The 21755-nt window shown below is 43.4% G+C and carries 15 protein-coding genes; 8 read left to right on the top strand and 7 right to left on the bottom strand.

The window, feature by feature from the left end; genetic code table 11:
* Positions 1-494 precede the first annotated feature (494 nt).
* The 3 genes from G458_RS0102450 to G458_RS0102440 all read left to right on the top strand — a co-directional run bounded on the left by G458_RS0102450 (position 495) and on the right by G458_RS0102440 (position 1678).
* Positions 495-881 carry a hypothetical protein gene (locus tag G458_RS0102450; protein WP_026950497.1) on the top strand — a complete coding sequence of 129 codons (387 nt, stop codon included), beginning with the start codon at positions 495-497 and terminating at the stop codon, positions 879-881.
* Positions 882-985: 104 nt separating this feature from the next.
* Entirely contained in the window at positions 986-1399 is a 414-nt protein-coding gene (locus G458_RS0102445) for a hypothetical protein (protein ID WP_026950496.1), read from the top strand.
* A gap of 30 nt (positions 1400-1429) precedes the next feature.
* On the top strand, positions 1430-1678 hold the full coding sequence (locus G458_RS0102440; RefSeq protein ID WP_157359663.1) for a hypothetical protein: 249 nt from the start codon (positions 1430-1432) through the stop codon (positions 1676-1678).
* Between the two features lie 835 nt (positions 1679-2513).
* Here G458_RS0102440 and G458_RS0102425 read toward each other — a convergent pair.
* The 5 genes from G458_RS0102425 to purL all read right to left on the bottom strand — a co-directional run bounded on the left by G458_RS0102425 (position 2514) and on the right by purL (position 11349).
* On the bottom strand, positions 2514-3347 hold the full coding sequence (locus G458_RS0102425; protein WP_026950494.1) for a sugar phosphate isomerase/epimerase family protein: 834 nt from the start codon (positions 3345-3347) through the stop codon (positions 2514-2516).
* Positions 3348-3581: 234 nt separating this feature from the next.
* The gene (locus G458_RS0102415; protein WP_026950493.1) at positions 3582-4778 is read right to left on the bottom strand and encodes a coiled-coil domain-containing protein; all 1197 of its coding nucleotides are present in this window, start codon (positions 4776-4778) and stop codon (positions 3582-3584) included.
* Between the two features lie 232 nt (positions 4779-5010).
* Positions 5011-6072 carry an alginate O-acetyltransferase AlgX-related protein gene (locus tag G458_RS0102410; RefSeq protein ID WP_026950492.1) on the bottom strand — a complete coding sequence of 354 codons (1062 nt, stop codon included), beginning with the start codon at positions 6070-6072 and terminating at the stop codon, positions 5011-5013.
* 3 nt (positions 6073-6075) lie between these two features.
* Positions 6076-7524, bottom strand: coding sequence for an MBOAT family O-acyltransferase (locus tag G458_RS0102405; protein WP_026950491.1), 1449 nt, complete (start codon positions 7522-7524; stop codon positions 6076-6078).
* Positions 7525-7671: 147 nt separating this feature from the next.
* Positions 7672-11349, bottom strand: coding sequence for a phosphoribosylformylglycinamidine synthase (gene purL / locus G458_RS0102400; RefSeq protein WP_026950490.1), 3678 nt, complete (start codon positions 11347-11349; stop codon positions 7672-7674).
* Between the two features lie 703 nt (positions 11350-12052).
* Between purL and G458_RS0102390 the strand changes: the two genes are divergently transcribed.
* The 5 genes from G458_RS0102390 to G458_RS0102370 all read left to right on the top strand — a co-directional run bounded on the left by G458_RS0102390 (position 12053) and on the right by G458_RS0102370 (position 19224).
* Positions 12053-12640: a TetR/AcrR family transcriptional regulator gene (locus G458_RS0102390; protein WP_245579219.1), complete on the top strand. Its 588-nt coding sequence runs from the start codon at positions 12053-12055 to the stop codon at positions 12638-12640.
* A 12-nt stretch (positions 12641-12652) separates the two neighbouring features.
* Positions 12653-14014 (top strand): TolC family protein, encoded by a 1362-nt coding sequence (locus G458_RS0102385; protein WP_026950488.1) that lies wholly within the window; start codon positions 12653-12655, stop codon positions 14012-14014.
* A gap of 28 nt (positions 14015-14042) precedes the next feature.
* Positions 14043-15173 (top strand): efflux RND transporter periplasmic adaptor subunit, encoded by a 1131-nt coding sequence (locus G458_RS21740; protein WP_026950487.1) that lies wholly within the window; start codon positions 14043-14045, stop codon positions 15171-15173.
* A gap of 3 nt (positions 15174-15176) precedes the next feature.
* Positions 15177-18581 (top strand): efflux RND transporter permease subunit, encoded by a 3405-nt coding sequence (locus G458_RS0102375; RefSeq protein ID WP_026950486.1) that lies wholly within the window; start codon positions 15177-15179, stop codon positions 18579-18581.
* A 127-nt stretch (positions 18582-18708) separates the two neighbouring features.
* Positions 18709-19224, top strand: a complete 516-nt coding sequence (locus tag G458_RS0102370) for a UpxY family transcription antiterminator (protein WP_026950485.1) — start codon at positions 18709-18711, stop codon at positions 19222-19224.
* Between the two features lie 2 nt (positions 19225-19226).
* Here the strand turns inward: G458_RS0102370 and G458_RS21290 are convergent, their stop codons facing one another.
* Together G458_RS21290 and G458_RS0102355 are read right to left on the bottom strand one after the other, a co-directional pair.
* Positions 19227-20903 carry a toll/interleukin-1 receptor domain-containing protein gene (locus G458_RS21290; RefSeq protein ID WP_051286973.1) on the bottom strand — a complete coding sequence of 559 codons (1677 nt, stop codon included), beginning with the start codon at positions 20901-20903 and terminating at the stop codon, positions 19227-19229.
* 104 nt (positions 20904-21007) lie between these two features.
* Positions 21008-21712, bottom strand: a complete 705-nt coding sequence (locus G458_RS0102355) for a hypothetical protein (RefSeq protein WP_035467565.1) — start codon at positions 21710-21712, stop codon at positions 21008-21010.
* Positions 21713-21755: the final 43 nt, after the last annotated feature.

Genomic DNA, 21755 nt, shown 5'->3' with positions numbered 1-21755 from the left:
GGTTACTTTTTGGACTTCAAAAAGTGACAAGGAAAGAAGGGACTGAGGTTCCTAAGACGGGTTAATTATATACTAAAGGGATTTTTCTCCATTGGCCTTGAGGAAAATACTTTAGGCTTTTCTCACGGTACTTTTTTCTTGATAAAAAAGTACCCAAAAGATCAAGACGTGCCCCGATAGCGATCGGGGTTCCCCGCGCAGGCCCAACCCACTCCCCGCTGCCACGTCAGCCCAACGCACACGTTGTCAAATGTTTGCATGCAAATTTCCGGGTGTATGTTTAGACGCCTGGCCCTTCGGGATTTGTGGTTTTTACCAAAGCTTGCATCTGTGCGATAGAAAAAGGAATCAGTGAAAAAAATCCTAAAAAAATCAAAGGGTAGAGGAGACCTATATGTCAATCTTATCGATCAGTTGAAAAAGATTAGCCCCCTATTCAAACTTTTTGACTCTGGGATTGTCCTTAAGGAATGGAAAAGAGTTATCCCGATTGGATGTCAAACTGCCTGAAATGGGCAGCGATTTATAATATACTTTGGGGGGCCTGGGTGGTGATTTGGCCCCATACCTTTTTCGAATGGACTGGAATGGCTCCCCTTCAACATTCCACCATTTGGCAAGGTACCGGTATGATTGTAGGAGTTTATGGTTTGGGCTATTGGTGGGCAAGCTACAATCCCCTAAAACACTGGCCCATCATAGCCGTCGGGTTTCTGGGAAAGATATTCGGGCCGATCGGATTCCTTTTCAATTACCTTGTTTTGAAAGAGATTCCCATTCAGTTTAGCTATACCTTATATACCAACGACCTGATTTGGTGGGTTCCTTTTTTTCTAATTCTGAAGAGAGTTCATACCGAAACCCAGTGGCAGCTCAAATGAGTCAAAATACCAGGGGTTGCTGGCTTGCCCTGCTAAAGGTTTTAAAGGAAAGCGAGGTTTAGAATTCGATGATTTGTCTAATTAGGCAAAAAAAATAGCGTGATATGGAATGGATTCGTCTTTCGGTTGACTCAGGGTTCTTTGTCCTGATTTGGTTGGTACAAGTCATCATTTATCCCTCTTTTAGTTATATGGACCGGGAGAAATTTAATTCCTGGCACCAACTATATACCCAAAAGATTCTCTATTTCGTGGGGCCTTTATTGTTTGTTCAGACCGCCGTGATCGGTTTACAAATCCTTTTTGACCCTCTTGGTTTCATGGTTGACGGGATTCTTTTAGGCATTATTTGGATCAACACCTTTTTTTTCGCTGTTCCCATTCACAATGCTATTGATCGAGGGGAAGATATAGAAAGTAATATCCAAAAACTCCTCCGAGTAAATCGATGGAGGGCCATTTTATGGACGGTTTTATTACTCCTTTCCTTGGGGAGAGTTTTTGAGTCAAATTTGTAATAGGAAAGCTTTCTCTCACAGTTAAAGTCCATGCCTCACTGCTGCTTTAGCCTGCTGAATAGGTCGTCAAAGGGAAGTTTGCTATTATTCGAAACGATGCTGGATGGAAACAAAGACCGGGGCCAAGGCTTTTGGGTACTTTTGGCCTTCAAAAGTACCAAGGGAAAAAGCGAGGGAAGTTCTTGGGACGGGTTATTTAATGCCAAAGGAATTGACCTGGTTTTCTCCATTTTCCTTCTAGGAGTGATTCATGTTTTTCTTACTGTTCTTTTGGCTTGATTTAGGACCGAGCGTATAAAAATGTCCGGTGGACATTTTTAGCGAGGGGCCAGGTGTAGGGTAGGGGAAAGGTCAAGACGTGCCCCGAAAGCTTTCGGGGTTCCCCGCGCAGGGCCTACCCACACCTCGCTGCCACGTCCGCCCACCGCACACGTAGTCCAAAGTAGGGCATTTGTATAGAAGAATGTTTGATTTCCTAGCACTAGGTATTCTATTGAAGGCCAGCTTTTAGCAGAAAATAATATTTTGAACGCGTGGCCCTTCGGGATTTGTGGTTTTTTCGATGTGATGAAAGGCGTAAAAAAAATGACTTGGCTCTCGAGTGGGCGAGAGAGACCCAGTCATTTTTAGTCATTCGAGCGAGAAAAAATCCATCCAAAAAGGGACTTTCTTTGAGTCGAAACGATGCTGGATGGAAACAAAGACCGGGGCCAAGTCTTTTTGGTTACTTTTTGGACTTCAAAAAGTGACAAGAAAAGAAGGGACTGAGGTTCCTAAGACGGGTTAATTATATACCAAAGGGATTTTCTCCATTGGCTTTGAGGAAAATACTTTAGGCTTTTCTCACGGTACTTTTTTCTTGATAAAAAAGTACCCAAAAAATCAAGAATTGGCTATGCTCCTCACGCACGATCCCACCGCACCCTCGCGGCCAATTCCTCCAACCGCACACGTTGTTATAGGTGAAATTTCGTTTTGAAGAAAGGCCTTAATTAGATGGAAACAAAGACCGGGGCCAAGGCTTTTGGGTACTTTTGGCCTTCAAAAGTACCCAAGAAAAAAGGCTGAACTCTTTCGAATCCAGCCTTTATCGTCAAATGATAATTTCTTAACCCTATTCTTTAGTCGCTTCAATCACCCCTCGGAAATACCCGAGCGACTCGGCAATACCCATAAATGGATTGTCCATATTCCGCTCGTGTTCCAGACTGCAAACTCCGGTATAACCAACTTTTCGAATCATTCTCACTAGGGAAGGAATTTCGATAATCCCTCTTCCCACTTCTAGGGAATACCCCAATTTGGTGGGACCGGTTACGTCTTTGATGTGCATGTCAAAGACACGGGTATGGTATTTTTCCAGATCGGCTACCGGGTCTTTGCCATTGCGGGTGTCGTGTCCGATGTCCAGGCACATGCCCATTCTCGGATCGAGATCTTTGGTATGCTTCCAGACATCGTCAGCATCTGGATAGATTTGAATATCTGGTCCATGTAAGTGAATGGCGTATTTGAAATCATACTCCTGTACCTTTTTTTCCACATAGGGTAGCAGCTCCACATTGGGTACGCCCACGATTAGCTTGACCCCAACTCGTTTGGCATAGGCAAAGGCCCGGTCAACTTCCTCTACCGATCGCATGTAGATTGGGCCAACGGCATATCCGGTCACTCCATGGGCTTTCAGCTTTTCATGGAAAGCAGCAATTTCCGCATCGGTACTGTTCATGGGCAAATGAAAATCCTTGATGCATAGGTAATGGACATCCAAGGCTTTTAAGGTTTCTAGGGTTTTGTCGAGGTCGAATCTTGCGAAGGTAAAGCCTGCGATTCCTACCTTGAATTGTTCGCCAGTTTCTGGAGGAGGTTGTGGTCCGGGTCTGGTTTCCTGTGCCTTGCAAACCATCAGGGAGAGGGCCAGCAAAAGAGTCAATAGGGTTGATTTCATCGAATTGTTTTAGGGATATATCTCAATCAAGTTAGCAAATGCAAACCAAAGAGAGTCCCCAGCTCTGCCAAATACTGCGGAATCGTTTGCTTTGATTTGGTCCGATGAATGAAAGGGAGGATTTTTTTTAGTATCAAGTATCAAGTATCAGGTATCAGGTATCAGGTATCAAGTCTGAAGTCTGAAGTCTGAAATCCGAAGTCTGAAATCCGAAATCCGTAATCCCCAATCCCATCAATTCCTCTCTATATACATCACCGCTGAATCCTCGATATACTTGATTGGGTTGAAGGAGGAGTAGAATTTATTCTTGAGATTGTTCAGGGGATTGTTGAGCGTCATGATCTTGGAGGTAAACTCCGTCGGGAATTTTCCGGAATCCCCATAAACCTTGATCAAAGACTCATACTGCTCGATATTGGCCTGCATCCGCATAGTCAGGGTTCCAAAACGCATTCTTAGCGACTGGACTTTGTACATATAGGTTTCCACCTGTCCAAGCCATTTTCCCCGAGTGTCGGAGTTTCGTTCCAGAGCTGCAATCTTATCGGAAATGGCCTTTCTGCATTCGTTTTTGAAGAGTTCCCGCTCGGAATCCAGTGTGGCTTTCAGGTATCTGCTTTGGAATCTAGCCTTATCTATCCCGAAGTAAGTCAGTTGCTCTTCCAACAACTGGTTGTTTTCCTTTTGAAGCAACTCCAATTCCTTGTTGATCAGCATCCATTCGTGGTCGATGACGGATTTTTGCTGCTCAAACTGGCTGGTGACAGTCAGGATTCGGAGCATTTCGGGAGATTTTTCATACAGCTCCTTTTCCTTTTTACCTAGGGTTGAAACCATGCTCGTTACGCCGGAAATGGCCGTATTGACCATAGTGCCATAAAGCGGAACGGCCGAGGAAGCGGTGGAAATCAGATTAATGGAATTTTGCACCACGCTCATCATGGTATCGCTTTGTCCTTCTTTGGAATACCACTTGTCAAACTCGGTCTTCCAGGAGGTAAAGGACTTGTATTGTTGGATTTTGGTCACATTACCCAACTGGTCAAAAAAGGATTGGGAGGTGAGGAAAAGTTCGACCGGCTGGATGTCCCGCTGAATGCTGAGAAGTTCGGTAAAAGCCAATTGTCCGTTGAGGTTGATTTTAGTCTTGGGAGCTTCTTCGAGGATTTTCAGGCGATCGTCCAAGGCCAATTGGAGTTTTTCCAAGTCATTGATCTTTTCCTTGTCCGAAGCGGTTCTGCTGTCAGCAGCGGCGATTTTTTCCGTGAGTTTGTTGACTAATTCCTCGTTGGTTTTGAGCTTTTGATTCAATTCTTTCAATTGGGAATCCCGCTCCAGCTTGATCTGTTCGGAAATTTCTTCCTGTGCGTAGCTGAATTGGAACAGACTGAAAAAGAGCAGGCTTAGCAAGAGTTTTTTGAAGCTCATGGTTATCAATTGAGAAGGGTGTATTGGAAGGGGTTTTTGCTGAAAGTCCTTAGCGAATTTGATACCAGATTATTTTAGTCCTAGGTTTAGTGGAGGGGTAGATAAGAAAATTTAACCTTGAGGTTGGGTTTGGTAGAGGGATGTTATTGGACTTAGCTTTTTGGATGACTCGTCTTATTCACTGAATCCACCCTAAATGTTTAGATTTAGGGGTCCATTTTTGGATTAAAATTTATAATGTTCCCTGTTTTTCCATTAGGTTATCGATTTCTTTAGCAATCAGTTTTGCGGCTATTGGACTCCAATGTGTATCATCGTAGAAGTAGAGATCCTTCTGATGAGGTATTGATTTCTTTAGAATTTCATCAGAGTTGAGATAAAGATAATTTTTGGGTAGACTTTCAAAGATTTTAAAAAATAGTGGTTGAGGGTATTTTTCTTTATCGACAATTTGGTCGTAATAAAACCCATATTTATCCGGGCTAAACAATACGATTAATTTTATTCCTTTTTCCGAAAGCTTTGAATTAATCAGGTTAATCTGATCGTTAAGCTTTTCTAACCGTTCCTTTTCCGAGTTGTCTGTAATGGAACGCAAGTCATCGAAGAAGAATAATAAATCTTTATTTTTTACTGAGAATAAAAAGTCTCTTGTCTCGACAATGTAGGTTTCAGAATAGAATGCGTTATCATCAACTAGATATCCCAAATTGAGGGTAGTAAACTTCAAAATCCTATCAGAGAATAGTTTGTCCACCTCGTTCGAATTATACCCAACCAAAGACTTTCTGGATTCTTTAATTTTCCATAATGAATCGAGCGTAAGAGTTAATGTTTGGTCGAAATCAATTCTCAGGGGGATGGACCTTTCTACAGATTGCAAAACAACGAATTCGACCTGGAGACTATCGAAAAAATCTCCATTCGCTAATTCGCTGAGAGTTTGGATAGGATTGTCATGGAAGTTTCTATCCAGATAGAGAAGGGAATCCCTTGAGTATTCTGCGAGATAATTGGTGAAGCTGTAGTTTCCTTGATCTGAAAAGGAATCGCCTATGACAAAAGTTTTAAATCGATGATTTTGCTGAATACTTAATTCTGAGAAGGAAGTGAAAAATTTTTCTCTCTCAAATTCCTCTTTGAACACCTCGGATTTATCATATCCTGATATATCTGCGATGTATCCAATTTTTAATAGATCTCCTTTGTCAGTGGAAAAAAAAGCCTCGGTGAGGATAAATGCTAAGATTATAGGAGAAATAAAGAAAGAAAACCTAATTATAAACTTTTCCATATTTTAAAATTGGAAATAGATAAACTGTTGATCCTTGCCACCAAACCAAAAAATCAAAGCTAAGATTGAATAATACAGGGTGTATCTAGAGATTCGAGACCAGTTACTGTCAAAGTGGGCGATTGCATAAGGTCTTTTTCTTCCTATCCATTCTATTACAATAAATAAAGCAACCAATATTAGGGTCGGCAATGCTAAAGAACCGTCTTTGAAATAGGGTATTGCAAAAAGAGATTTGGAGAAAATCGTGGAAAAGATTGTTTTAGCATGGGTAATATTTTCTGCTCTAAAAAAAATCCATGAAAAAAGAGTCATCACAAACGTAGTAGACATCATTAGGAATTCTCGAAAAGTAGGAAGAGTACGATCCTGAGAGACTATGCCCAAGTGATTTCTATTGTTGTTGGTGACCAAAAGGGGAAGGAAAAAAAGAGCGTTTAAAGCGCCCCAAGCAATAAACGTCCAATTGGCTCCATGCCAAAATCCGCTTACCAAAAAGATGATAAACGTGTTGCGTACTTTCATCCAAATACCACCTTTACTCCCCCCGAGCGGTATATAGAGATAATCTCGAAACCAGGTAGAAAGGGAAATATGCCATCTTCTCCAAAATTCTGCAATGTCCCTTGAGAAATAAGGATAATTGAAATTCTGCATAAGGTCAAAACCAAAAAGACGGGAAACTCCAATGGCAATGTCAGAATAACCGGAAAAGTCTCCATAAATCTGAAAAGCAAAAAAGAAAGCTCCTAACAGCAAGGTGCTGCCGGGGTAATCTCCGGAATTATCGAAAATCGTATTTGCAAATTGGGCACAATTATCGGCGATTACGACTTTTTTGAATAGACCCCAAAGGATTTGTCTCAGTCCATCCACAGCTTTAGAGTATTCAAAAATCCGTTTGTGGTAAAACTGAGGCAGCAAGTGGGTAGCTCTTTCTATAGGTCCGGCAACTAATTGCGGGAAAAAAGTCACAAAAGCTGAAAAAGCGATAAAATCTTTTGTAGGAGATAGCTTACGACGATATACATCAATGGAATAGCTAAGAGTTTGAAAGGTGTAAAAACTTATCCCTACAGGTAAAATTATGGTTAATGAGTGGGAATTTATTTGTTTTCCAAAAAGCGAAAATGCGGTTACAAAATTTTCCTGAAAGAAATTATAGTATTTAAAAAATCCCAGAAAGCCCAAGTTTGTAGCAATACTGGTCCATAATAAAAATTTTCTTTTTATAGGATTCTCTTGCTTAGATAGACCTAATCCAACCAGATAGTCGACAATAGAACTAAATAAAACCAAGAATAAAAACCTCCAATCCCACCATCCATAGAATAGATAGCTTGCCGCCACAATCAATAAATTTTGAAGCTTTAAATTCTTGTTGGCAACAAACCAATATAGTAAGAAAACAATAGGTAAGAATATCGCAAAATCAAGCGAGTTGAAAAGCATTTTGATTTAAACAGTTTATAATTTAACCCTCCAATAAAAAGTGGTTTGAATCTTTTCTAAAAGAATAAATTTCAAATAAATAAAAACTAAACAAAATCATCCTCAGGTCAGACTCTCTAAAGATGATTTTGCTTAGGTGTTGATTTTTCAACCTTTAGTTTCTACCCATTTCCTAGCATTCACAAACGCTTCCAACCAAGGGGTGAATTCGTCGTTTCTGTCGGTTGGATAATGCGCCCAGTTCCAAGGCTTCAGGCTTCGCTCGATATGCGGCATGATCGCTAGATGTCTTCCATCCTGCGAAGCAATTCCCGCGGTCGCAAAGTCGGAGCCGTTTGGATTGCCCGGATAGGCGGCGTAGCTATATTTCATTGCAAAGTGGTAAGCCGATTCACCTTTTGGAAGGGAGAATTTGCCTTCTCCGTGCGCAACCCACACGCCCAATCGCTGACCGCTCAAGCTGCCCAGCATCACGGAGTTGTTTTGAGGAATGGTCACATTTACAAAGCAAGACTCAAACTTGTGGCTGGCGTTGTGGAGCATTTTTGGCTTCTGCTCATGATCAGGAGTCACCAGACCCAATTCGATCATCAACTGACAGCCATTACAAACTCCCAAGGAAAGCGTGTCAGGGCGTGCGTAGAAGTTGTCCAAAGCTTGCTTAGCCTTAGGGTTATAAAGGAAGGCACCAGCCCAGCCTTTGGCAGAACCCAACACGTCAGAGTTGGAGAACCCTCCTACGAACACAATCATCTTCACATCGCTCAGATCTTCCCGACCGGCGATTAGGTCCGTCATGTGCACGTCTTTGACCTCAAATCCGGCCAACCAAAGGGCATAAGCCATTTCACGGTCACCATTCACCCCTTTTTCACGGATGATGGCTGCCTTGGCTCTGCCTTTTTCCTTTCGGGCTGGATTTAAGCCCAGCTTGGCAAAGCTTCCGGTCCAGTTGGGCGCAAACTCGTAGCTCAGAACTTGCTTTTTATAGTTTTCAAAACGGTCCTTGGCAAGTTTTTCCCCGCTTTGTTTTCTGTCCAATAAATAGGAAGACTTGAACCAAAGATCTCTCAATGGTGCAACGTCTAGGGTTTGGGCTTCCAGACTCACTTTTCCGTCTAAGGTTACTTCCGCCAGTTCCACGAAGTCCACCTCGGCTGCACTTAGGATTTCCTCGGCAGCATGATCATTTCCGACTTGAATCAGGATCCCTGGATTTTCTGCAAACAAGGCCTTAATGATATTGCTTTCCGCCAAGCGGCTTTCTTTCACGGAAAGACCGACATGTTGGCTTGGGAAGCACATTTCCAGCAAAGCAGTCAAAATCCCGCCTGAGGAAACATCGTGTCCTGCCAAGACCAAACCTTTTTCGATCAATTCCTGAACAGTTTCAAAGGCTTTGGCGAAATAGGCGGCATCGGTAACGTCCGGAGTTTCCTGACCTACTTTGTTTAGGATTTGGTATAGAGAAGAGCCGGCCAGTTTTGCGGCATCTTTGGAAAAATCCAAATAAAGAACCTTGGTCCCTGCCTGAGGAATCAAGGCTGCTTTTGCAGTCTTTTTTACATCAGTACATTCTCCCACCGTGGAAATGATCACGGTGCCCGGAGAATAAACTACTTTTCCGTTAGGGTATTTCTGAGTCATAGAAAGGGAGTCCTTTCCGGTAGGAATATTCACTCCCAGTTCGATGGCAAAATCCGAACAGGCCTTGACAGCACGGTACAGTCGGTCATTTTCTCCAGGATTCTTGGCAGGCCACATCCAGTTGGCAGAAAGAGAGACGCCCTTCAAACCATCTGCGATCGGCGCAAAGACCAGGTTGGTCAAGGCCTCGGCGATGGCCAGTCTCGAGCCCGCTTCCGCATCGGCCAAAGCTGCAACAGGAGCATGCCCGATGGAAGTGGCAATACCCTTGTTGCCGGTAAAGTCCAAAGCCATGACGCCAAGGTCATTGAGTGGAACTTGGATTTCTCCAACGGTTTGCTGGGTAGCAACCCGGCCAGTCACGGATCGGTCCACCTTATTGGTTAGCCAGTCCTTACAGGCTACAGCTTCGAGCTGAAGGACTTCCTGAATGTATTCCTGAAGTTTGGAAGGCTCGAACTCCCCTTCTTCAAACTTTGGAGCCAGTCCACTTTGGTCTTCCAAAACAGTTTTTGGAGAGGAGCCAAACATGTAGGCCAAATCCCAATCTACTGGCTTTTCGCCGGTCTTTTGGTTTTCGAACTTGAAGTGCATGTCGCCGGTGGTTTCACCTACAACATAGAATGGTGCACGTTCCCTTTCAGAGAGCTGCTTCAGGGTATCGACATCTTTCTTGCCGACCACTAAGCCCATTCTTTCTTGGGATTCGTTGCCGATGATTTCTTTGGAAGAAAGAGTAGGATCTCCAACCGGCAATTGGTCAATATGGATTGTTCCTCCAGTGCTTTCCACAAGTTCAGAAAGGCAATTGAGATGCCCTCCGGCTCCGTGGTCGTGAATGGAAATGATCGGATTGTTCTCACTTTCCGCCATGGCACGGATCACGTTGGATACCCGCTTTTGCATTTCCGGATTGGATCGCTGTACGGCGTTCAGTTCGATGGCATTGGAAAGTTCGCCGGTATTCAGAGAAGACACGGCAGATCCGCCCATTCCGATGCGGTAGTTGTCTCCACCCATGATCACAATCTGATCTCCGGTTCCTGGTTCACCTTTTTTAGTGTACTTGGCATTGGTGAATCCAACCCCTCCGGCCAGCATGATCACTTTGTCGAAACCGTATTGCTTATTGGCTTCTTCATGCTCAAAAGTGAGCAATGAGCCCGCGATAAGGGGTTGACCAAATTTGTTCCCAAAATCAGAAGCTCCGTTGGATGCTTTGATCAAGATGTCCATGGGAGTTTGGTACAGCCAAGGGCGCTCGGCGAGGTTCTTTTCCCAGCTTCTTCCTTTTTCGGATCTGGAATAGGAAGTCATGTACACGGCTGTTCCAGCCAAAGGAATGGAAGCCGTTCCTCCCGCCAATCGGTCTCGGATTTCTCCTCCAGAACCTGTGGCCGCTCCGTTGAAAGGTTCAACAGTGGTTGGAAAGTTATGGGTTTCAGCTTTTAGCGAAATTACGGAGTCAATTTCCCGGGTTTCGAAAAAGTCTGCCTGATGCTGAGTTTTTGGGGCAAACTGCTGGATTTTTGGCCCTTGGATAAAGGCCACATTGTCCTTATAAGCAGAAGCAATTCTGTTAGGATGTTTTTTGGATGTTTCCTTGATCAGTTGGAAAAGCGTCATCGGCTTTTCTTCTCCGTCAATCACAAAAGATCCATTGAAAATCTTGTGTCGGCAATGTTCGGAGTTGACTTGGGAAAACCCGAAGACTTCCGAATCAGTCAAAGGACGGCCCAGCTGCTTGGATACATTTTCCAAATAATCCACTTCTTCCTGGCTCAAAGCCAGACCTTCGGATTTGTTGTAGGAGGCGATGTCAGTTACCGGCTTGATTGGCTCCGGCTGCAGGTGGATGTCAAAAATCTCCTGATCCAAACCATCGTAGGCCTTTTGGAGCATGGGGTCAATCTGATCACCTTCGGCCATTGGGAAGAATTCCTCAATTCGCTGAATACCCTGGATCCCCATATTGACAGTGATTTCTACTGCATTGGTGGACCAGGGAGTGATCATTTCTTTTCGGGGACCGGAGAATTTTCCGGCCACTTTTTCACCTGGAATCTGCTTTGCCTGGCCAAATAGCCAAGTAAGTTTGTCTAGGTCTTCCGTGCTGAGAGGGTGAGATACTTGAACTCCGTAGATGAGTTTCTGAGGGGATTCAAAGAAGAAAATCATGTCCTTGGGCTGGTAAGTCGCAAAGGTAAGGAATTGGGGGGAAGGTTGAAAAGCAGGAAAATGAAAATTCATGACTTCCTGCTGAAATGCTGCCTATTGTGGATTTGAACGGAAGGTTTTTTGAAAAATCGAACCAATTGCCTGAAATAGAAAACCTATCTGGGGCAAAAACGTGTGGTATTGTGTTTTTCAATCAACCATCTCCCTTTTTCATTCTGTCAAGCTCGGGTATTCTTAAGAATGTCCAATAGGAACGTGCTTTTTATTTCTTGTCAGGGTTGGATATTCACTGAATTTCAAGCTTTTGAGGCGCTAAATTGAATAAAATTCGTTTAGGCTTTGGGATTTGCCAGGCAATTAAAATTCTGATTTCTTGGAATAATTACACTTGGTGGTAGGGTTTTGTGGAAGATCAGAGCTTATTAGGCAAATAATATTTTATGTAAATCCGCTTTCTAACCAGTATGCCATACACAATGAATAAAATCCCGCTTGAGGTTCAGTTTTAGCTAGCTTCGGACTTCGGACTTCGGGCTTCGGTCTTCCGACGGGCCAACCAAAGGAGTTAAGGATTGTGGAGCAATTGCGGAAATCCACATAATATTTTATAAAAACTCAGGAAACTTTGCGCGACGCAATAGTTTCCGTAGTTTTGCACTCTGTTTCAAAAAGGGGAAAGTAATTGGAGACTAGAGAGAAAATTTTGGACATCGCAAAGGAGCAATTCTCCAAGTTTGGCGCAAGAACGGTAACCATGGAGGATTTGGCTCGTGCAGCAGGGATTTCCAAGAAGACGATTTACCAGGAGTTTGCGGACAAAAAGGATTTAGTAAAAGAGGTATTTGCAAAAATTCTGGAAGAAGACCATAACAAGATCATCAAAATCCAAGAAGGTGAAGATAAAGTGATCGAGCATTTGGTAAAAATGTCTCAGCTGATGAGTGAGCGCCTTACCTCTATCAATCCTTTAGTGATCGTAGAGGTGCAGAAATATTTTCCGGAGGCTTGGAAAATGTTTGAAGAATTTAAAACCAATCGCCTCCAGGAAGATTTAGTGAAGGTGCTGGATCGTGGAATTGAACTGGGCTATTTCCGTGCCGAGATTGATTCCAAGATTATGGCCAAAGTAAGAATCAATCAGATCACCAGTGCATTCGACCCGAATAATTTCAATAACCCGAATTTCAATTTTGTAGAAGAGAATTTGGTCTTGATAGACCATTTTCTTCATGGAATCTTCACCGAAAAAGGAAGAGAGGCTTACCAGTCCAAAAAGAACAGTAAAATCTGAAACCAACTTAGTATGAATAAATTTATTCCAGCCCTACTGCTATTCCTGGTTGCGTTTTCTTCGCCCAATTTTGCGCAGCAAACTGCCGAATTGACGCTTAGAGAAGCCGTTGAATATGCAATCGAAAACAATCCACAAACCAAAAATGCCCGATTGGAGGTCTTTGTATCCAAAGCGACGCAAAAAGAATATACCGCTCCGGGCTTACCTCAGATTACCGGGTCTTATAATTTGGACTACAATCCAAAAATCCCAGTGGTGTTTTTGCCTAACCAGCCACCATTTGGCGATCCAACCAATCCCAGTGATGTAATTCCGGCGCGTTTTGGCGTGAGCTACTCCTCTGGTCTTGGGATTAATCTTTCGCAGATGATTTTCGACGGATCCTTCTTTGTAGGCCTCCGTGCAGCCAAGACACTTCAGGAATTGACTCAGTACGATCTGGGCAAAGCTGAAAACGATGTTATCGAAAGTGTGAAAAAGGCCTACTTCGGAGTTTTGGTCAATCAGGAGAGAATTCGTCTGGCTCAGGCAAATTTGGCTCGAATCGATTCTTTGGTGAAAGAAACCAAGGCCCTTTATGAAGCCGGTTTTGTGGAGAAAATTGATGTTTCGAGAGTTCAGGTGCAGCGAAACAATACATTGACCCAATATCAAAGAAGCCTTACAGCTTGGGAGGTCAGCAAAGAGTTGCTAAAACTGCAGATGGGGATGCCTTTGGATGTTGATATCCTTATCTCAGAATCTCTGATTGAATTAAACCCGAAGGATCAACTGCCGGAACTCCTGTCCATCGAGGGGACTACCCGGGTAGAATTGAACCAGATCAACACCCAGCTTGAAATGTCCAGACTGGATTTGAAAAACAATACCGTGCAGTACATGCCTTCCATTGACTTCAATGCCAACTTCAGAAGACAAGGTGCCGGAAATACCATGGAGACAGTTTTCAGCTCTGACAATTGGTTCAGCAGTTCCTTGCTTGGTGTGAGCATGCAGATTCCGATTTTTGACGGACTGAGCAAAAGCGCCAGAATCCAAAGAAATCGGGTTCAGATCAATCAGCTGGAAAATCAGCGGAACTTCCTCACGGAAAGTATTAAAAATGAGATATACTCTGCAAAAGCAAATCTTCAAAATGACTTGAGTATTCTGGAAGTTCAGGAAGAAAATCTAAGCCTAGCCAAGGAAGTCTATGACATTGCCACCATCAAATACCGAGAAGGAGTGGGCTCCAACTTGGAGGTGGTGGAAGCGGATGCCGACTTGATTCAGGCAGAAATCAACTACCTCGGAGCCTTGTATGACGGCTTGGTTTCCAAAGTAAATCTTGAAAAAGCCCTAGGCCTTTTGAAGGCCGATTTGAACAACTAAACCAACACCTACCTCTAACAAGAAATTTATGAAACCTATCTTTAAATATTTGCCCCTACTGGCTTTGTCTGTGTTGATGATTTCCTGTAAAAAGGATGATTTGGCAGCTAAAAAAGAAAAGCTGGAGACCTTGAAAAGCAACTTGGCTTCCATCAGTACCGAGATCCGTGAGCTGGAAAAGGAGCTTTCCGACTTGGATCCTGAATTTGCTGCGCAAAACAAAAAACCGATTTTGATCACCACAGCAGCTGTCCGAAAAGGGGAGTTTACTCATTTTGTGGAAGTCACCGGTTCGGTGTTGTCCAAAAAGAACGTCAGCATCAGCTCTGAAATTTCCGGAAGGATTCTGCAAGTAAGTGCAGTGGAAGGTATGCGAATGGCCAAAGGGCAGGTATTGGCAGTGATTGATTCCGAAGGGATCCAGAGAAATATCGAGGAAATGGAAAACTCCCTTTCCTTGGCCAAAACAATCTTTGAAAAACAGGAGAGACTTTGGAAACAGCAAATCGGAACCGAAATCCAATACCTGGAAGCCAAAAACAGAAAAGAAGGTTTGGAAAAAAGCCTTGCCTCTTTGAAAACGCAGCTATCCAAAGCCTATATCAGAGCGCCATTCAATGGAACTGTGGAAACCGTGCAGGCTAGACTGGGTGAATTGGTTCAGCCTGGAGTTCCTATGTTTCAGTTCGTAGGTGAAAGTGATCTTTTTATCGAAGCAGATATTTCTGAAAGCTACGTGGGAGTACTACAAAAAGGAGATTCTGTAGAAGTGGCCTTCCCCTCTTTGGGAAAAACTTTTAATACCAAGGTATCTGCTGTAGGAGCCATTATCAATCCCAACAACCGGACTTTCAAAGTGGAAGTATTCCTTCCCCAAATCGGTGGGCTTAAGCCGAATATGATATCCGTGCTGAAGATTCAGGATTACAAAAATCCTAGCAGTGTAGTAGTGCCATCCCATTTGATTCTATCTGATAATCGAGGCGATTATGTTTTTGTAGTAGAGAATGACACAGCCAAAAAGAAATACATCGTGCGTGGCATGAGTACTGGCAACGAAACAGAAATTAAGGATGGCCTTGTAGGTACTGAAATATTGGTGGATAAAGGCTTCCGTGAAGTAGGCGATAACTTCAGCGTAAACATTGCCCAGCTATAAGTCATGACAGATTCTAATAATAAATCCATCATCAGGGAATTTGGCCTGTCCAGCTTTAGTGTGGACAATGCTACTTCCGTGGTCATTTTGACCTTGATTATCACGGTGCTGGGCTTGGGGGCATACCGAACCATGCCCAAGGAGAGCTTTCCCGAAATCGTCATTCCTACGGTATATATCGGTACGCCTTATCCCGGCAACTCGCCCGTGGATATGGAAAACCTGATTACCAGGCCTATTGAAAAAGAGCTCAAGTCTCTCAATAACGTTAAAGATATCCGATCTACCTCTGTACAGGATTTTTCCTCCATTGTGGTGGAGTTTAACCCCGGAGTAGAAATCTCCAAGGCTATTCAGGATGTCAAGGATGCGGTGGACAAGTCCAAGTCCGAACTGCCTTCAGATCTGGATCAAGATCCCAACGTGATAGAAGTGAATACTTCGGACTTTCCGATCATGAACGTGAATATTTCCGGGCCATATTCCGAGCAAGAGTTGAAGAAATTCGGGGAATACCTAGAGGATGCCATTGAAAAGCTTCCTGAAATTTCCAAAGCTGATCTTGCCGGAACTGTGGAGCGGGAAATTCAGATCAATGTGGATCCCTATAAAATGGAGGCAACGGGTGTGAGTTTCGGAGATATCTCCGGAGCGATTCAATCCGAAAACCTTACCATTTCAGGAGGAGCCATCCGCAGTGGAGATTTTGAACGTACGGTAAGGGTGGACGGAGAATTTACCAGTCCGAATGAATTGTTGGATATCATTGTCAAGACAGACCAGCAAAAAATCGTTTACCTGCGTGATGTTGCAGAAGTAAAGGATACCTATAAAGACAGAACTTCTTACGCCCGAAGCAAAAACCTTCCGGTAGTCACCATCAATGTGACGAAGAGAAGCGGGGAAAACCTTCTTGACGCAGCGGATAAAATCAAAATAATTATCCAAAACACCCAGAAAAACAGGTTTCCAAAGGATTTGGAGATATCCATTACCAATGACCAAAGTAAGCAAACGCGGACTCAGGTAAGTGACCTCGAAAACTCGATCATCTTCGGGATTATTCTGGTCGTGTTGGTTTTGATGTTCTTTATGGGATTCCGAAATGCCTTGTTTGTAGGTTCGGCGATTCCGCTTTCCATGTTTATTTCCTTCTTGATCCTGAATGCCTTCGGAATCACCCTCAACTTGATGGTCTTGTTTTCATTGATCTTGGCTTTGGGTATGTTGGTGGATAACGGGATTGTGGTCGTGGAAAATATTTACCGATTGATGCAGGAAGGTAAACCTATCCAAAGAGCTGCAAAAGAGGGCGTAGGAGAAGTGGCTTGGCCGATTATTACCTCTACGGCAACGACTTTGGCTGCCTTTTTACCTTTGGCTTTTTGGGATGATTTGGTAGGGGAGTTTATGAAATACCTTCCGATTACCCTGATTATTGTCTTGTCCTCTTCTCTGTTTGTGGCTTTGGTGATCAATCCGGTGATGACCTCCTTATTTATGAAAGTGGAGGATGTGAGCAAGGATAAGCCTAAGCAAAAATCAATATTGGTAGCAGGTTCATTCCTGATTTTATCCACCATCTTCTATTTGGTGGGCTTTACTGCCATGGGTTCCTTGGCCTTAGTGGCATGCCTCCTGACGCTTTTCAATGTGTTTCTTTTGAGAAAAGCCATCCGATGGTTCCAGACTGTCTTTTTGGTCAGACTGGAGAATGCGTATGAGGCTACTCTCAACAAAGCTTTGCATGGAAAAATGCCTTACGCAGTCTTTGGCGGTACTTTCGGTTTGTTGATCTTGTCCTTGGTATTGCTTGGGATTCGTGCTCCAAAAGTTCTTTTCTTTCCAGATAATCAGCCACAATTGGTTAATGTCTTTGTAGAGTTTCCAATCGGAACGGACATAGAGGCGACCAATACTTTTGTGGATAAAATGGAAGATGAAATGATGGATGCTTTGGAACCCTATCATGCCATTCTGGAGTCAGTAATTTCTCAGGTTGGAGAAGGAACTGGCGATCCTACCGAGGGTCCAAGCCAACAGTCGACACCGCACAAGGCGAAAATTACGATTGGTTTTGTGGATTACATCGATCGTCAGGGGATCAATACCAATGAGGCTATGGAAGTCATCAGGGACTTGGTGGAGAAATACCCTGGAGTACTGATCACTGTTGACAAGCAGCGAAATGGACCTCCAGTAGGGAAAGCGGTAAATATTGAATTTGTTGGGGAGAACTATGAGGAATTAATCGCCTTTGTCAATAAGACCAAGGAGTACCTGGAGTCCAACAATATTCCGGGATTGGAAGAACTAAAGACCGATTTGTCCACCGGTAATCCAGAGTTGATTGTTCATATCGATCGGGATAAAGCCAGAAGATTCGGGCTTTCTACTTCGACCATCGCCAATGAGCTTAGAACTTCCCTATTTGGTCTGGAAGTATCCAAGTTTAAAGAAGGAGAGGAAGATTTTCCTATCCAGCTTAGAATGGATGAGAATTACCGATATGACATCAATACCCTAGTCAACAAGAAAATCGGATTCAGAGACAAGTTTGGAGACAAGCGCGAGGTACCAATTTCTGCAGTGGCAAATATCGAATACAGCTCTACTTATGGATCTGTGAAGAGAAAGGATTTGGAAAAGGCGATCTCCATGTATTCCAATGTTTTGGATGGATATAACCCGACCGAAATCAACGCCCAGATTCAGAACTTGATGGCTAGTTTTGAAGCTCCTGATGGAATCACGGTGAAGTTTACTGGAGAGCAGGAGGAGCAGGCCAAATCTCAGGCTTTCTTGATGAGAGCATTGGCAATTGCCGTTTCCCTAATCTTCCTGATCATCGTAGCCCAATTCAATTCTGTAGTTAGCCCATTCATCATCATGACTTCAGTGCTCTTCAGTACCATTGGGGTATTCTTGGGTTTGGTGATTTTCAATATGGATTTCGTGGTGATCATGACGGGTATCGGAATCATATCCCTCGCGGGGGTAGTAGTTAACAATGCCATCGTACTAATTGATTATACCAATCTGGTACGCGAAAGAAAGCGAAAAGAAAAAGGAATTGCCGATGGGGAGTTTCTGGAATATGAAGATTTGCTGGGTAGTATCATCGAATCCGGAAAGACTCGTTTGAGACCGGTTTTGCTGACAGCAATCACGACAGTACTTGGATTGATCCCTTTAGCTATCGGGATGAATATCAATTTCAGCACCCTTTTGAGCGAGTTTGATCCACAGTTCTACGTGGGTGGAGACAATGCTGCCTTCTGGGGTCCAATGGCTTGGACTGTGATATTTGGGTTAACCTTTGCAACCCTCATTACGTTAGTCATCGTACCAGTCATGTATTTGCTTGCAGATAAACTCGTCATGAGACTGCGGAACCTAAAAGCATGATTGATTTAAGGTTGGTGGTTTTTTTTGACAAAACCTCCGAGACAATGTCTCGGGGGTTTTTAATTTTTTAAGGGGGACATTCTAGGTTCCTTTTTGTAATTTTGATCTCCCAAAAAAACTTTGTGAGATGCAGGAATTGAAATGGTATGTAATGTACACCACCTCCCGGTCGGAGAAAAAAGTGGCCGAGCGCCTTCGGGAAAGGGGTTGGGAAGTTTACTTGCCGATTGTTGAAGAGTTAAGGCAATGGTCTGACCGGAAAAAGAAGGTTCAACGCGCCCTTTTTAATGGATATGTTTTTGTGAAAACCAACCGAAACCAACTTTGGGAATGCCTGCAGGTTCCGGGAGCGGTAAAATTTGTACACTTTTCCGGACAGCACGCCACCATCCGTGAGGAGGAAATTGAAATTATTCAAAGGATCGTGGAGACCGGAGTGGCTGTGGAGACAGACGGCTCGGAAATCGAACCCGGAGAAAAAGTCAAGGTTATGGGTGGTCCTCTTCAAAACATGATTGGAGAGTGTGTGGAAAAAGGAAACAAGGACTACTTCCTGATTCGAATTCCGGGAATCTATCAGAACATGCTGATTACCATTGAGAGGAAATTCCTTCAAGTGATCGAAGAAGCCAATGCAAGCTGAGATCAGAACTCAAAATGATCGATTCTGGGTCTGGTTTTAAGTTTTTGTAGCTCAGGGTTAACTTTTCTCGAATCTACGGGAGTTCTTCTGGTCACCTGCACAGAGTCTTTGACCTCTTGGAGGCTTATTGTCCTAAGCGGTCCTAGATTAAGTGCTATGGTGTCTTCTTTATCGAGACTGTAAATGCTGACCCCTGCCATGTTTTCCTCCTGCAAAGCAAGGAATTCTTCCGCCTCCATAGAGAAGACAAGAATCTTGGAAGAACTGGATTCGTTTGGGTTTGTAGGATCCAAGCTCATGGCAATCAACACTTCTCCCCCCAAAGGAATGGATATACCACTGGTAGAATCTGTGTAATAATATTCGTCCGGAGCTTGGGAAATAGGAGAATTTTCCATGGAAGAATTGGAAGGGAACAGTATAATGGCAGCGAGAAAGATTACCGTGATGGAAGCCGCATAGGGAAGGATCTTTCTTAAAATGGAAGTTTTTTTCAAGGATTTGGGGGTCGGAGCTTTCGCCGAGGGGTGAGGAGGAGCCTCCGGAATTTCTGGAAAATCTGCGGGCAGGCGTTCCTTCAAACTCCTCTTTTCATTCTTAAAAATGGCTTCAGCTGGTGATTTAGTGTCTTGTTCTGCGGGCTTTTTGGAAATAGAAAGTCCGGATTCTGCGGTTTCGAATTTGGGTAAGGCTTGGGGAACCACTGCTTCTGCAGTGACTTCCCTTTCCAGAACCAAATCTTTTTTCCGCTCTTTTCCTTCAATGATCTGAATCAGCGAAATTCTTAAAATCAGACTGAATTTACCGGCAATCAACGGTTTTACCTCAAAAAGCCACTCGGTAAAGTCATCTTCTGAAATGAATTGTTCCTCGTTGTTTAAAGCATGGATTTCGAAATTGCTCCCACCTTTTCCCTGGATCAAAGAAACTTGCATGATTTCTCCCAATCTGATCGACTCGATCGATCTCTCTTCTTCTGGGATTTTGAGGTTTTCCTGCAGTAAAATCTCATCCCAGGCTAGCCTTACCGTACATCTCGTCCAAGTATCTACCTGCATCATCCCGGGGATATGGTAGAGAACTTTACCTTCTTTTTTGCTGGGAGTAGGGGCAGGAGGAGGATTTATTCCTTCTTTAAGAGCTGATAACAAAGGTTGATATTCCTTGGACCTCATGAGCTCCAGGGTAAGCGTGTTCATATTGCTTAGCCTGGAAGCCAAGTCATCAAAGGCCCCCCGGATGTCTGTGTAGAGATTGATGTCTTCTTGGATTTTCCGGGTATCAGCAAGATTTTCAAGTTCTTTGACGCTTTGATTGAGCTCTTTTATTTTTTGATCCCAATACTTCAAATAATTGACCATGCCCAAAGAATCATAGATATCTGCGTCGGGTAGGACAATTGGAAAAATGCGTTTGTAAAATTCTCCCTTTTTTTCCGCCTCCAGGAGTTCAAACATGCAGTTTTTGGACTTGAGGTACTTGTCAGAAATAATGAGAATGACTACGTCTCCTTTCCCGATTTGCTGCATAAACTCTCGGATAAGGCCCTTGAATCCAAGATCTGTCTTGTCCCGGGTCAGGTCTATTTTATGCTGGGTCAAAAGTGATTCCAGCTCTTTGGCTACTTCCTCACTTAATCCTCCCCAAGCATAGGAGATAAAAACTTGTTTTGAACTCATGTGCTAAAAGTCTTGATAGTCAAGATAAACCACTTTTCATTCAAGTCCAAAACCAAAAAAAAGGCAGTTCCCGGAACTGCCTTCACTTTTCGAATTGCAAATCTTTAATCCATTCCCTTCGGCACGAAGTATCTTCTAAATACAATCTGTGCCTGGAAAAGATGATCACCAAACCTATTGAAACCTACATTTCCGTCAAGATTGTCGGTAAAGGTCCACAACATAGTGCCTTCTCCGGCGATATCAGAATACGGGCCAACCCGGAGACTTAATCCAGCTCTTATCGGCACATAACCGGTAGTAATGGAATTTTTGCTGGGCCTTTCTTCAGGGCTAAACGATTTGGTCTGTTCTGTCACCACGTGCATCACGCCCAAACCTGCTCCACCGTATAGATTCACCGTAGACCTATTCATATGGTTAGAGAAAGGGATCAAATAAAAGCTAGGAATTATGTCAAAATAGTAAGCAGGGCCTTTTGCAGTGAAAGAGGCATTGTTGAAATACCATTTATCCCTTAGGGCAATGGGAGGATTTCCTCCGCTACTGATCCATTGAACTCCAGTGGTAGTTCTTAATTCTACCATAGGATTTAGCTTTCTGGTCAGAGCTATTGAAAATGCGGGTTTAATTGCAAAATTATAATCCCGGTATTGGCCTCCATTGTCTATGTAAGCAAAGGAAGGTCCTATGCCTAGCGTTAGAATATTGTCTCTGGAAATGCGCTCTTTGTAAAAATTTTGACTGTAGGAGCTGCCTATCGACAAACAAAACGCCAAAACTAAAATATGTCTCAAAAGGGGGTTCATAGGGATTCTTACAGATATAATAGAAAAAGGAAGCCTTATTATT

This window comes from Algoriphagus mannitolivorans DSM 15301 (assembly GCF_000429425.1).
GTDB lineage: Bacteria > Bacteroidota > Bacteroidia > Cytophagales > Cyclobacteriaceae > Algoriphagus > Algoriphagus mannitolivorans.
Note: the sequence above shows the minus strand (reverse complement) of the source record. Positions and strands in the feature narration are given on the sequence as shown.

Excerpts from the sequence above, each read along its gene's own strand:
- G458_RS0102385 (WP_026950488.1), top strand. The coding sequence starts at position 12,653 with ATGAATAAATTTATTCCAGCCCTACTGCTATTCCTGGTTGCGTTTTCT.
- G458_RS0102445 (WP_026950496.1), top strand. The coding sequence starts at position 986 with ATGGAATGGATTCGTCTTTCGGTTGACTCAGGGTTCTTTGTCCTGATT.
- G458_RS0102405 (WP_026950491.1), bottom strand. The coding sequence starts at position 7,524 with ATGCTTTTCAACTCGCTTGATTTTGCGATATTCTTACCTATTGTTTTC.
- G458_RS0102410 (WP_026950492.1), bottom strand. The coding sequence starts at position 6,072 with ATGGAAAAGTTTATAATTAGGTTTTCTTTCTTTATTTCTCCTATAATC.
- G458_RS0102425 (WP_026950494.1), bottom strand. The coding sequence starts at position 3,347 with ATGAAATCAACCCTATTGACTCTTTTGCTGGCCCTCTCCCTGATGGTT.
- G458_RS21290 (WP_051286973.1), bottom strand. The coding sequence starts at position 20,903 with ATGAGTTCAAAACAAGTTTTTATCTCCTATGCTTGGGGAGGATTAAGT.
- G458_RS0102450 (WP_026950497.1), top strand. The coding sequence starts at position 495 with ATGTCAAACTGCCTGAAATGGGCAGCGATTTATAATATACTTTGGGGG.
- G458_RS0102375 (WP_026950486.1), top strand. The coding sequence starts at position 15,177 with ATGACAGATTCTAATAATAAATCCATCATCAGGGAATTTGGCCTGTCC.
- G458_RS0102415 (WP_026950493.1), bottom strand. The coding sequence starts at position 4,778 with ATGAGCTTCAAAAAACTCTTGCTAAGCCTGCTCTTTTTCAGTCTGTTC.
- G458_RS0102355 (WP_035467565.1), bottom strand. The coding sequence starts at position 21,712 with ATGAACCCCCTTTTGAGACATATTTTAGTTTTGGCGTTTTGTTTGTCG.
- G458_RS0102440 (WP_157359663.1), top strand. The coding sequence starts at position 1,430 with ATGCCTCACTGCTGCTTTAGCCTGCTGAATAGGTCGTCAAAGGGAAGT.
- G458_RS0102370 (WP_026950485.1), top strand. The coding sequence starts at position 18,709 with ATGCAGGAATTGAAATGGTATGTAATGTACACCACCTCCCGGTCGGAG.
- G458_RS21740 (WP_026950487.1), top strand. The coding sequence starts at position 14,043 with ATGAAACCTATCTTTAAATATTTGCCCCTACTGGCTTTGTCTGTGTTG.
- purL (WP_026950490.1), bottom strand. The coding sequence starts at position 11,349 with ATGATTTTCTTCTTTGAATCCCCTCAGAAACTCATCTACGGAGTTCAA.